Source organism: Nitrosospira multiformis (assembly GCF_900111585.1).
Lineage (GTDB): Bacteria > Pseudomonadota > Gammaproteobacteria > Burkholderiales > Nitrosomonadaceae > Nitrosospira > Nitrosospira multiformis_B.
In genome coordinates this window covers 114110-127172 of record NZ_FOHI01000004.1, presented here as the reverse complement: position 1 = coordinate 127172, position 13063 = coordinate 114110, and the positions used below count along the sequence as shown (strand labels likewise).

Genomic DNA, 13063 nt, shown 5'->3' with positions numbered 1-13063 from the left:
GCAGCAGTTTCTAGAATGGAGTCAGGAAAGATACGCCGCTCGCGCCCACAGCAGAGCCACTTTGAAGCCGATGTGCGAAAAGATTCCCTCGCCCTTCCCTGTCATCACCCATTACGCGCGCAACCCTGCTCTTATGGAAGCTCGCGAGTTGTTTCCGGAACGGGATGACAAACGGCAGCCGGCTCTCATACTGCGCCCCATACAGCGCTCCGTGCAGCTTCGGCAACTCGTGCCAGGGCGTGGTCGGCCGGCTGTGGTGGGCGTTATGATAGCCAAAATTCAGAGTAATGAGATTCAACCATGGATGCTTGATCGAAACCGGATTGCTGAATGTGTGAGCCTGCTCATAATCCCGGTCACCCCGGTATTTTACCAGTTCCGCATCGTTATCGAATCCTATAATAATGTCATAATTATGCTGAAGCGCATCCATGAAGCGCAGGATTGTCAGAAATATGATATAGGCGATCAGGTAACACAGATAGGCAAGCGGGGAATACACGAATAGCATCACAAGCAAGCTGAAACGGACAAGAATAATTTGTGCTGTACGAAGCCGTTGATCTTTCTTCTCCCTGAAGATGAATGGTGCAAAAATGAGCACGGCATGCATAAGAAGCTCTATAGCGGGCACATACAGCCACTCCAGCACTTCCACAAATTTACGTTGGATGGGATGACGGGCAAGGTAACTTCTGTAGTCGAACTCAACCACATCTGCATTATCGACATGATGCTGCATATGCTTTTCCCGCAAATCTTTGAAAGTGCCATAGCAACCCCCGGTCAACCAGTTCAGCATGCTACCCAACAACGCATTATGCCGCGGTGATTTGAACAGCGTATTGTGTCCACACTCGTGAATCAGGTACGAGGCAATCACCATACCGTGAGCCAAGGCAAATGTGCCGATTACCATAAGAACCGGGTGCAGGGACAGGATAAGTCCGAGTCCTCCCAGATAGCTCAAATGACAATAAAGCAAGGCTGAAACACTCGGAAGCAAGCCCCCTTTACAGCGAAAGTACATTTCTTCGATTTTCGTAAGCATGGTTTTATAGCTCTCAACAGTTATGCCTTTGCGCCTCCGCCAGCCGGAAACTACAAGTCGCCCCATAGAGGCATGTCAAATCTAATATGTCAATTATACATGTAAAAATGCATGAATATGTGCACTATTTTGGCGCTATAATCAAGTTCACGGATTCCAAAACAAAGGGAAGGAAGAGAAAGGAAAAATGACCGGACTTTATAAGCAGTCAAACGCCCGGCGGCGCCAGTTCGTTCAACTGCTGACAGATCTCGACGAGTACTGGATAGAGGTTCTGGGGAACAAGCTTTTCCATGACTTGAACTACTACGACCTTTTCACGCAGATGTGGCTCAAGATTGACAGTTCGGAGGACGATACCTTCCGCAAATCCGAGTTATATAAGCTCATGCCGCACATCAGCCAGCGGACAGCAATCAAATATATCCAGACAGCCATTGATCACGGTTTGCTCATCGAACGCATGGACCCCCAGGATCAGCGATCCCGGCAAATCACGATGGCAGTCGATCTCAAGCGAAAAATCGAACTTTTCCTGGACCACTCCGTCTCGATGCTTCAGGAGGCATCCTGGCAGGCTGGTTGAACTCGGCGTAAAGTCAGGTGATTTCATCAAGCGCCTGCGCGATATCCCCGATGATGTCGTCAATATGCTCAATTCCAACCGATATCCTCACGAGACCCGGTGAAACTCCCGCAGCCTTCAATTCGTCGGGGCTCAACTGTCTGTGAGTGGTTGATGCAGGATGACAGGCAAGCGATTTGGCATCGCCGATATTGACCAGCCGCAGGATCATCTTCAGAGCATCGATAAACTGGCTGCCAGCTACCGCTCCACCCTTGATCTCAAAGCTCAACAGGCCGGATGCTTTCCCTTTGCTGATCCTGTTGCACAGATCATGATATTTACTGCTGGGCAAACCCGCGTAATTGACGCGTTCGACGATGGGGTGCTCTTCCAGATACTGCGCTACCTTCAAGGTATTGTCGCAGTGCCGCTCCATTCTCAAGCCCAGTGTTTCCAGTCCCTGCAGTATCAAAAATGCGCTGTGGGGCGCCAGCGCTGCACCCGTGTTGCGCAATGGCACAACCCGACAGCGACCGATAAAGGCCGCAGCTTCAAATGCTTCTGTATAAACAACGTCATGATATGAAGGATCAGGTTCATTCAACAAGGGAAAGCGATCCTTATGCTTTACCCAGTCGAATTGCCCGGAATCGATAATCATTCCTCCGACTGTCGTACCATGTCCACCGATATATTTAGTCAGGGAATGCACAACAATATCCGCACCAAGCTTGAAAGGTTGGCATAGATAGGGGGTGGAAACCGTACTGTCGACGATGAGGGGCACGCCGTGCCGATGAGCGATGCCAGCGATCTTCTCGATATCGACAACATTTCCCGAGGGGTTTCCGATGGATTCACAAAAAACTGCCCGGGTCTTGGCATCTATACGCTGCTCGATCCCATCAAAATCCTCATGTGAGGCCATACGCACCTCGATCCCCTGCCTGGGAAAAGTATGCGCAAACAGATTATATGTACCTCCATACAGTTGGCTGGTGCTCACAATGTTGTCGCCGGCATTGGCGATGCACTGGATGGCGTAAGTGATTGCCGCCATACCTGAAGCAACTGCCAGCCCACCCACTCCACCCTCCATCTCTGCCAGACGCTGCTCCAGCACTGCATTGGTCGGATTCATTATCCGGGTATAAATATTTCCCGCCACCTTCAGGTCAAACAGGTCGGCCCCATGCTGCGTATTGTCAAATGTATAGGAAGTCGTCTGATAAATCGGTACTGCCGCGGCCTTCGTCGAAGCTTCTGATTTATATCCGTAATGCAATGCCAGAGATTCCAGTTTCATGCGATTCTTTTCCATAATGATTCATCCCAACTACAATAAATATCTTCGCCGAGCTTCTCATGACACCCGATGATCTCATAAAACGCCATGATCAGCAGCAGCATGAAGCTGCGCAGGCAGCCATGGCTCGAAAACTGCCTGCAAACCCGAATATTTCCGACCTCGCTGACTTTTCCCGGGACACGATGGCGGCGGTGATCAAGGAGTTTGGAACGATTGCCAACGAAACGGGAAGCTGGATCGATTCCCTTCCGCTCCCGCTGCAATTGATGACTCAGTCGAAACTGACGGTCGATCTTACGCTGGAAACCCTGAAATCCCCCGCGCCTTTCGGTTTGTCTCTAGCTTCTCTATGCAAGCTCGCACGGAAAGGATTCATTTACCTGAATCTGCGGGACTACGATTCCGACCTGCAGAATGGTCTCGCCGGTCATCACGCCTGTCAACTCAGGCTTGAACAGCTCTTTACCCAAGCCCCGAACGCGGTGTATTTCGGCAGCGCGATACGCAAAAGCATCTTTGACGCGGCCATTACCAAAACCCCCCAGCGTACCGGCTCTGGCAATAAAACCAGCCAGCCGTTGCAATACGAAAACTATCATGCCGAGGCAGCGCAAACTGCCACTTTCTGGCACTACGCATATCTTCGTTCCGTGGAAGGTTATCTCCCTTACCAGATCAATCAGCAGCTCACGGAAGCATATGGACGTGCGGCCCACTCGGTTGAGGATATGGCGAAATTCATGCATCTGGCCCGCATATGCCATCTCAATTTTACCGCACCGATCACCGCGTCGTTCGGCACCACTTACAATATTATGCCAGACGAATACAAGGAGCTGACGCGGCTGCGCGCCTACCCCTCGGATCCTGTTCATGACGATCCGCAATATGATGAGCTCATCGACCAGCTGCTTTATTGCCTGTTCGACAAAAATTCGCCTCTGAACCCGGACAGCATCGCGTCCCTGAAAATACACCTCAACCAGGACCCGGCACAGATTGTCTTCACCGATGAAATGATCGATTCACTCATCGATGTTCTGGAGCGCAACCATTCCAGGCTCAAAGCAGCAGCGGAAATTCTGCGCCAACTAGGCCCTGCTTCACATGTGGATGGCAGGAAGCTCGAATTGCAGGATTTGATCAGCCAATACAATGCCATTGAATCTGAGTCCTTTGACCTTATCGCAAAGGAGAAGAAACTGGCAAAACTGTTCACTGCCGGCACGAGTGCACTCGCTGCCCTACCCGGGGTGGGAATTTACTTCGGGCTGGGCATTAGCATGCCCTGGCTTGCCGCAGCCGCCGCCGCAGGGCCTCTCGCTGCATTGTTGGCCAATCAATTTACCCCTGCCATTGCCGAGTCACTGGTACAAAAAATCAAACTGCCGCATAGACTCGACAAAATGCTCTACAGAGTTCACAAGATCATCACCTAATCAATCAATGGGGCGGAGTGCTCCAACCCCACCGGTTTCTGGCAGGCGCTTTGTGCCGTAGCGTACAGAAAGATCCCGGAGAATCGTTAATGCTAACGAGCAATCTTCCGCAATCCTGTTATTCCGTGGGAGGAGAACTTCTTAAAAGCCGCTGCCAATGCCTGAGCGAGTTCGGCACGTGTCGGGTGATTCCTTGAAGCCGACCCCCATAGCTTGAGAATGTCAAACAAAAAGGAATACGTGATGAACACAACTTCTGTCTGGCGCGCCACAGCGCCTTCTGCCGGTTTCCCGATGTTACAGGAAGAACTCACTACGGATATCGTGATTGTGGGCGGCGGAATAACCGGCGTATCCCTGGCCTTGAACCTGGCTGAGCAAGGCATCGGAGTGGTATTGCTGGAAGCGCATGATTGCGGTTTTGGCAGCACAGGAAATTCCACTGGCAATCTTTACGAAACCCTAAGCCGTGGTATTCATCCCATCGTCGAGCGATGGGGCAAGGATGTGGCTCATGCTGTCACCACTGCCCGACGCCAGGCAGTGGATCAGATCGAGGAGCGGGTGCGAAAATATAATATTACCTGCGGGTTCTGGCGTTGCCCATTACACCGCTATGCTACCTCAGCAGGGGGAAAGGATAGCGTGCAACAGGAATACGAAGGTTCGCTAACCGCGGGATTATCGGTGCGTCTGGAAGACAAGCTTCCCCATCCTTTTCCTGCTCCACATGGACGAGTGCTGGTTCTGGATAACCAAGCTCAGTTCCATCCGCAGACATATGTCCGTGAACTCGCGCAGCAGGCAGCAAACCAGGGTTGCCGCATCTTCGAAAATTCCATGGTCCTGGAAGTGGATGCGGATCAGCGTGTCGTACGTACCGCCAATGGCAAAGTAACTGCCAGGGAAATCGTGCTTGCAACTCACTCGCCCAAGGGTGTTCACCTCGTGCAGACCGAAATGGTGGTGAACCGAGAATACGGACTTGCCAAGCGCATCACCAAGGATACATATCCCGCCGGAATCTTCTGGAGCAGCGGCCTGGAGAGGCTTTCGGTTCGGACTCTGGATGTCGAGGATGCGACATACCTCATCTGTGTCGGCGAAGAGCATAAAACCGGACAGCAGGATACCAGGACCAGCATCGACCGGCTGGAAACAGCAGCAAGCGAATATCTTGGCATGAAGGAAATTGATTACCGGTGGTCAGCCCAGAATTATAGCGCTGCCGATGGTCTGCCATACATCGGCCGTGACGCAACGGATTGCTTCATCGCAACCGGATTTGAAACCGATGGCCTGACCTATGGAACTCTTGCGGCCTCACTCATTGCTGACCAGATTGCGGGGCGCGACAACGTCTTTGCCCCGCTTGTCAAGGCAAGCCGTTTTGAACCGGTGAAAGGCGTAAAGGGGATAGTCGAGGAAAATATCTCGGTAATGAAGTCGTTCATCAAGGACTACATCACGGATCGGGAGGCTATACCGCTGTCCCAACTCACTCCAGGAAAAGCTGCGATAGTCAAATTCGAGAGCGAATCGCTTGCTGCTTACAGGGATGCTGAGGGTACGTTATTTGCTGTTTCACCTGTATGCACCCATATGAAGTGCAAGGTGCATTGGAATGCGGTGGAAAAAAGCTGGGATTGCCCCTGTCACGGAAGCCGCTTCGCGCCTGATGGCGCAGTCATCGAGGGACCGGCCACCGAGCCGCTTCGAAGACATGTTCTACCGGGGCACTAAACGAAACTAAGCGAAATCAGAAGAAACAAGCCAATTTCGTCCATCTGGAACGGAAAACTCTCCGCTCGTTATCTTTGCCGACCTGGTTTATTGCAGGTTGTCAGTCTGACCGGACATCTCGGTTTTGTCCAGCCTTGTTTTTATCCAGCCTTGATTCACCAACAGTTGCCGCAATTTCTCCAGATATCACAATAGTCCGGTAAACCATCGGAAGTCAATTTCCCCCACCTCCCCGGTTTTGTCAGGCACAGCCTGACCTACAATACCTATGCGTTGTTTCTCCCGATAAAACAACGACTGGCAAGCTCATCCATACAAGTTCTCCACTTTGCTGCATCTCCACCAGCGCCTGTAGAATCATCTGTTCCAGCACTTTTCCGAAGGCCTGGTCCTGAGGAAAACTCGGTATTTCCTCCGGTATGCTCATATTGCCAATCGCGGTATGGACGGCCTGTTTTATTCCTGTCCGGCTGATCGTCCCCTCCTTGGTCGTGATGAACATGGATAATTCATACGCATCAGTAATGGTCTTGCCAATCACCCACAACGGGTATCTCGTGCGTGCAGCCTCCGATGCGACTGTTCCGCTATCGGCGATGTTGTTCAAGACCACTCTGACCTCTCCCTCCGCCCGATCAATCACCGGCACTACTACCCGCGTATCCCTGAGTATCGCATTTGCATAATCCTTCAAGGGGATATCGCCTTTGGGAAAGTGTTTGCCATTGCGCTGAAATTCAACATTGAGCTTTAACCGAAGCGGCACATTTCGCTCCGCGATGTCCCTATAGGTAACTCTGGGAAAAGACGCACCCAGAAAAGACTTTTTTGGCGAAGTACAGCCGGCCAGTGCAAAAGAAGCAATAACAGAGCCGAGTACTATTCTACGGCTGATATTCATAGAAACTCCAGAAGGGGCCGCGTTTGGCTCCTCGCCAGACAAGGGGACCAATAGTAAGAATACAATGAAGGAGAATAATGCGTTATCCTTTATGTCGCAACCGCTCAACCGCAGGATTTTCTACATATCAATCGTCCGCGAATAAGTGAATACCGAAGCAACGCCGTATTGTGCAGCGCTTGGGTTCGACAAAGGCCGAATCCAGCAGGCACTTTCCTTGCTGGGACTGGCTGCGGATCATGAAGAAGAAGCGGCGGCAATCAGCCTGCTGACCGAAGTCATCGCTGAAAGGGTCGATGAAATAATCAATTCCTGCTTTGCCGTGATTGTGGGCAGCGATAGTTTTGAACTGATCGAGAGGGATATCGGTACCGAAGCCTTCCGACAGGAATGGAAATATCGCTTGCAATCCTTTGGCAAAAATTTTGCTACTCCAGGTTATTTTGAAGAGCGGCTGGCGCTGGCTGCTGCTTTCGCGCGTGCAAACATCCCACTGGGAGCCTTGCAGCTTCCTTCTTTTCTCATACAGCAGGCTTTGATAGACAATCTGTCGGACAAGTCTGATCTTGATGCGGATAAAACCAGAATACTCCTAAGCGTTATCCTGAAACTCACTGCACTTGACTTGTACCTTGCCGCCGAAGGTTATCACCTTCCGGAGCTCGATGAGCTGGAAGGAAAGCTGGACAAGCTGCGCGCAGAAGCATCGCGCTTGCAGCAAAGAACCTGGACTGACGAGCTGACAGGTGTGATGAACTACAGAAAGCTCATGGAGTCTCTCGAACACCATGTCGAACGAGCAATGCGTAGAGGCCAAGAACGCAGCCCTTTGTGCCTCATCATGTCGGATCTCGATTTCTTCAAGAAAATCAATGATACCTACGGCCATATGGTCGGCGATCTGGTGCTACAGCATTTGGCGAGGCGTATAAAATCCGCCACGCGCGACTTCGACATGATCGGCCGGTTCGGCGGGGAGGAGTTCGTCGTCATTATGGCGGACACTGACCTCGAATTGGCGAAGGTAATTGCCGAACGCATACGCATGGGAGTCATGAGTACGCCATTTCATATAAAAAAATTTAACATCCACGTTACCATCAGCCTGGGCGTGGCAATGCTGAAGCCTGGGGAATCCAAAGAATCACTGCTTGAGCGGGCAGATGCGGCAATGTATGAGGCGAAAAGAGGAGGCCGTAATCGTGTAGTGACAACGGACGACATGGTGGAGCGTCCATAAGCAAAGCGTAGGATGCCAAATGAACTGAATCAGGAAGCCAACTGAACGATCTGCAAGGTATCGAGTTTTCCGTCAATCATCTGTGAGGCGGTCAGAAGAACGATTTCGTCCTCCGGTCGCGCCAATCCTTGTGCCAGCAACCAGGCCCGTGCCTTCGTTATCAAACTTCGAGGCTCGGCAGTAGTGTTGCATGCGTCGCATAAAAGCGGTGCAATCGCGTGAGCGAGCGCCATGCTGCGATATAACGCGGCAGAATCGGTGATGGCGACTATGGGCACTTGCGGGCGGAAACGCGCGACTTCCAGCGCTGCTGCCACGGATTGAACGAAAACAACGACAGCCCGCGCGCCCATACGTACTGCAAGTTCACATGCCGAAAAGCCAAGATTATCCTGTTTCGAGCCCGATATGCTCACAGACTGCATCTCATCCAGCGCGCGCCTGTCATACAAGCCCGCATTTTCGAGTTTGGCGGATCTGTTATGCCTTGCTTCGGTAGCAGCAATCACCCGGTGAAGAATCCTCACAGCCGTGACGGGAAACTGTCCGATTGCCGTTTCAGCGGAAAGCATTACCGCGTCTGTGCCATCCAGCACCGCATTGGCCACATCGGTTACCTCGGCACGTGTCGGATGCTCGTACGCCACCATGGATTCGAGCATCTGGGTAGCGGTAATTACGGGACGTGCCCGAGCGTTCGCCACCGATATAATTCGCTTCTGTATCAGCGCAATTTCGGCAAGATCGGTTTCCACACCCAGATCTCCCCGTGCCACCATTACCCCATCGGCTGCCTCCACAATCTCCTCCAGATTGACGAGTGCCTTGCGTTTTTCTATCTTTGCCATCACGAGCGGTCCCCGAGTGGAAGGAAGCAACGCACGCACGCGGTGGATATCATCAACTGACTGAACAAAGGAAACTCCTATCCATTCCACCTGCCGGGAAAGCGCAAAGGCAAGATGTTGCCGGTCATCGTCAGTCGGAACGAGCTCAAGCAGTGCCGATTCAGGAATATTGATGCCAGACCCGGAGCGCACGACGCCGCCGATAAGAACTTCACATCGGACTCGGGGGGCGTCGAATCCCGACTGAGCCGTCGCACTGCCCTCTACACAAAGCTCGACCGATCCGTCAGCCAGAAATACCCGCTCCCCTGCACGCAGCGCCTGGAGTAATTCGGGGTTGCGCACTGGCAACCTGCTGCCGTCCATATCATCAGTACCCGCCTCTAGCGCCCTGCCCTCTTCCACAAGCGTAACGATAGCGCCTTCAGCCAGTCTGCAACAGTCATCGGGCAGACTGCCAAGACGAAACTTTGGACCGGGTAGATCGACAAGAATAGCTACCGGTTGCCCAGCCTCACTTGCCACCTGGCGAACTTGTTCGATGCGACGCGAATGTGTGATGTGATCACTATGCGAGGCATTGACGCGAGCGACATCCATTCCCCCGCTGATCAGACCTTCGATAACTCCGGGCGCATCCGTTGCAGGACCCAGCGTACAAACAATCTTGGTTCGATGCCATGGCATCACGATGGTATATTCCGATCGATCTGGTTCACGCAGTCTCCTGATGCCGTACACCTTTTGGCTGGATTTCAGGCGCGAGATGTAAAATATCGGAAAGCGGCAATACTATCGTTTTATATATTTCTTGCCACCCTCCGTCATAACAACTCCAAAGGGGATACTCAACGCTATCGCCCCAGCATTTCACCCACAGGTTTGAGCGATTCGATGCGGTCGCAAACCACTTTTGCGACGGCCAATAGCGGCGCCCCCAGAAGCAAGCCAGCCACTCCCCACAGCCAGCCAAAAAATAACAGCACGATGAACAGCACCGCCTCATTCACCCGCGCAAATCTTCCCTGCACCCAAGTGCCGAACAACATTCCAATGGAGCCGGAAATGAAAACTGTTGTCGCCGCTATCGCGAGCGCAAGCGGAAGGGAACCAAATTGCTGCAAGCCTGCTATACCGCTTGCCAGCAGGATAATGATCGTCCCGAGGTAAGGAACAAAACGTAATACCCCGGCAGCGACCCCCCACACTCCGGCGTGTTCCAATCCATACAATTCGAATGCCCCCCAGGTGAGTACGGCGATCAAAGTATTCGATATGATCAAGACAAGCAGGTAGCGCTGGACCTGTAAATGCACTTCCTCCAGTATTCGAACTGCATCCTTCTTGCGTGTCAGCGATGGCCCGACCAGTTTTATGAGCTTACGGCGAAAATGTGTTCCTGCCGCCAACAGGAAATAGGTCAGCAGCAACACGACCGGCATTTGCGCGGCAAACGAAACCAACAACGCGGACTGCTTGAGTAGAAAATCCTTCACCCATGCGCCATCTTCCGGCTGGCTTGTAATAACCACCGCCGCCGCGGGCGATTTCAACCCCGCATCTACCGCCGCTTTCTCAAGCTCTTTCGCCGCTTTCTCGACCTGCTGCAATACGGTTGGACCGTCGGCTCGCAGAGTTCTCAGACTATGCCGCAATTTGTGCGCAACCTCAGGAAGCTTTTCCACTATGAGACCTGCATCACCGCTCAAGGATAGAGTTACCCATGAAACGCCGCCAAGCAGAACAACAAGCACAAGCGCAGCCCCGAGTACGCGAGGGATACGGCAGCGCTCAAGCCAATCAACCACAGGACTTAACGCGTTACTCACGAGAATGCCGAACAGCAAGGGAACAAAAAAGGTCTGCGCAAAATGCAGACCTCCTAGCAGTGCAACCAGTGCGATTATCCAGAGTGCGATAGCTGTCCCAAAACGAGGTAAAGCGCGAAGCGCCGCAGCTTCCTCATCTATCGCCTGAGTGGAAGTGCCGGGAGAACCTTCCTCTGATCCCCCTTCCAGTCTTTCAGGAAGCAGCTTTTCGGGCACAGCACTCATGATCTAGTTGTTATTTATTTCAGATGAGAGGAGCGTTAGCACCAAATGTTGAGCAGGTATGGAAACCGGTCTTCGAGCCACATCGCAAGCTTCCCATTGGTTTTCGTGCTTTTTATAAAAAAGAAGCGCACATGTCCTTCTTTCCACTGCAACTCCCGGTCCTACATCAGAAGCACGTCGTCATCCAATAAACATGCTCAGGAGCTGCACGACAAAGCGGAACAGCCGGGCTTATTACGCGCCCACTCTGGGCGTCTTGCTGCAAGATCTTCCTGCTCGGGCTGTTCGTCATAGGGGTGCTTCAGTACTTCCATCAACCGTATTATCACGGAATCGTCCCCCCGCTCCAGTGCTTCTATTGCCTGCTGTGCGAGATAGTTGCGTAGTACATATTTGGGATTTGCACGGCTCATGCGATGGTAACGCAGACCCTCGGGTTCTCCTTCCTGGCGCACCCTTGCGATATAGCGTCGCAGCCAGCCAGCCAGTCGTGTGAGGTGCGCATGGGAAAATGCCTGGTGCGCGTCGTAAAATGCCGGGCGGAAGAGCTCGACCAGTCCATGGTCGTTCATTTGATCCACACTTTCCAGGCTCTCTGGAGCATGGGAAGTTGCTGCCCTGTCTCCGGAAATCGGATTCAGGGGAATGTTCATCAGGCAACGAAAGAACAACGTCATATCCGTCTCAACCTGCTGCAGCGTTTCGAATAGGTCGCTCAAAAGCGAGTCATCGTCGGAGTGTTCGAGTGAAGCCAACCCGAGCTTGGCGGCCAGCATGGCACTCCATGTGTTATTGAATGTTTCACCAAAGACTGCCAATCCATGCTCCAGCGCAGCGTCATCCTCGATCAGTGGCGTCAACGCGCCGGCCAGGCGAGTTAAATTCCATTGCGCAATCTTGGGCTGGTTACCATAGCAATAACGCCGCCCCTGTGCGTCGGTGGTATTAGGCGTCCAGTGCAGATCGAAACCTTCGAGCCACCCATAAGGACCATAGTCTATCGTCAGCCCCAATATGGACATATTGTCCGTATTCATCACGCCGTGGACGAAACCGACCCGCATCCAGTGCGCGGTGAGGAGACCTGTGCGACGACAAATCTCCTCGAACCATTTCGCATAAACTTCAGGTGCCCTATAGGACGAGGCCAGTTCCGGAAAATGTTCGCCTATCACGAAGTCGGCGAGTTGCCTGAGAAGTTCTGGCTCCTTCTGGGCAGCAAGTATCTCGAAATTGCCAAAGCGCAGGAACGAGGGCGAGACGCGGCAGACGATCGCGCCAGGTTCCGCTTCCGGATGCCCATCGTAAAACATATCTCGTATCACCGGTTCCCCTGTCGCAACCAGGCTCAATGCCCGCGTAGTAGGCACCCCGAGGGAGTGCATCGCCTCACTGCACAGAAACTCGCGTACGGAAGAACGCAGGACCGCACGTCCATCCGCGGTGCGCGAATAGGGTGTTTTCCCTGCACCCTTGAGTTGTAGCTCGTAGCGCTTATCGTTTGGGCTGATCAATTCCCCCAAAGTGATGGCACGCCCATCGCCAAGCTGCCCTGCCCAGTGTCCGAACTGGTGTCCGCCATAACGTGCTGCATAAGGCTGCATACACGGAAGGATTCTGTTACCGGCAAGCACTTCCACTGCTGGCGAAACTGGAGATGCCGGCCGGGCAATACCCAGCATTTCGCCGACTGCATCCGCCCAGGCGAGGAGTCGCGGTGAGCGAACAGGCGTAGGACTCACACGTGTATAACCGGCATTGAGCACCTGACGGGGAACATTCCGCGTTTCCGGATCGCCCGGTAGCTCGCGCACAAAGCGGTTATCGAACCGTGCATCGGACAGATCTAACAGCGTGACGATCGGCATACTCCTCTGAAGATTGCTTTGGCTCATTTATTTCCTTATGCT

General features: G+C 52.8%; 10 protein-coding genes. 4 read left to right on the top strand and 6 right to left on the bottom strand.

The features are described from left to right. Positions 1-10: 10 nt before the first annotated feature. Entirely contained in the window at positions 11-1051 is a 1041-nt protein-coding gene (locus BMW46_RS07835) for a fatty acid desaturase (RefSeq protein ID WP_081355732.1), read from the bottom strand. A 187-nt stretch (positions 1052-1238) separates the two neighbouring features. Between BMW46_RS07835 and BMW46_RS07830 the strand changes: the two genes are divergently transcribed. Further along, positions 1239-1637 (top strand): ubiquitin carboxyl-terminal hydrolase family protein, encoded by a 399-nt coding sequence (locus tag BMW46_RS07830; RefSeq protein ID WP_074706914.1) that lies wholly within the window; start codon positions 1239-1241, stop codon positions 1635-1637. Between the two features lie 13 nt (positions 1638-1650). Here BMW46_RS07830 and BMW46_RS07825 read toward each other — a convergent pair whose 3' ends face one another. Continuing rightward, entirely contained in the window at positions 1651-2925 is a 1275-nt protein-coding gene (locus tag BMW46_RS07825) for an O-acetylhomoserine aminocarboxypropyltransferase/cysteine synthase family protein (RefSeq protein WP_074707344.1), read from the bottom strand. 59 nt (positions 2926-2984) lie between these two features. On the opposite strand from BMW46_RS07825, the gene BMW46_RS07820 reads away from it, so the two are divergent. Next, positions 2985-4367, top strand: a complete 1383-nt coding sequence (locus BMW46_RS07820) for a hypothetical protein (RefSeq protein ID WP_074706911.1) — start codon at positions 2985-2987, stop codon at positions 4365-4367. A gap of 243 nt (positions 4368-4610) precedes the next feature. Next, on the top strand, positions 4611-6110 hold the full coding sequence (locus tag BMW46_RS07815) for an FAD-dependent oxidoreductase (protein ID WP_074706908.1): 1500 nt from the start codon (positions 4611-4613) through the stop codon (positions 6108-6110). 241 nt (positions 6111-6351) lie between these two features. Here BMW46_RS07815 and BMW46_RS07810 read toward each other — a convergent pair whose 3' ends face one another. Next, entirely contained in the window at positions 6352-7011 is a 660-nt protein-coding gene (locus tag BMW46_RS07810) for a hypothetical protein (RefSeq protein WP_074706905.1), read from the bottom strand. A gap of 145 nt (positions 7012-7156) precedes the next feature. Between BMW46_RS07810 and BMW46_RS07805 the strand changes: the two genes are divergently transcribed. Next, the gene (locus tag BMW46_RS07805) at positions 7157-8251 is read left to right on the top strand and encodes a GGDEF domain-containing protein (protein ID WP_074706903.1); all 1095 of its coding nucleotides are present in this window, start codon (positions 7157-7159) and stop codon (positions 8249-8251) included. A 29-nt stretch (positions 8252-8280) separates the two neighbouring features. On the opposite strand, the gene pyk is transcribed toward BMW46_RS07805, so the two are convergent. The 3 genes from pyk to BMW46_RS07790 all read right to left on the bottom strand — a co-directional run bounded on the left by pyk (position 8281) and on the right by BMW46_RS07790 (position 13048). Further along, positions 8281-9786 carry a pyruvate kinase gene (gene pyk, locus BMW46_RS07800; RefSeq protein ID WP_074707341.1) on the bottom strand — a complete coding sequence of 502 codons (1506 nt, stop codon included), beginning with the start codon at positions 9784-9786 and terminating at the stop codon, positions 8281-8283. Positions 9787-9953: 167 nt separating this feature from the next. Further along, complete coding sequence (locus BMW46_RS07795) at positions 9954-11153, bottom strand: AI-2E family transporter (RefSeq protein ID WP_074706900.1); 1200 nt, start codon at positions 11151-11153, stop codon at positions 9954-9956. 197 nt (positions 11154-11350) lie between these two features. After that, positions 11351-13048, bottom strand: coding sequence for a protein adenylyltransferase SelO (locus tag BMW46_RS07790; RefSeq protein WP_081355731.1), 1698 nt, complete (start codon positions 13046-13048; stop codon positions 11351-11353). Positions 13049-13063 lie beyond the last annotated feature (15 nt).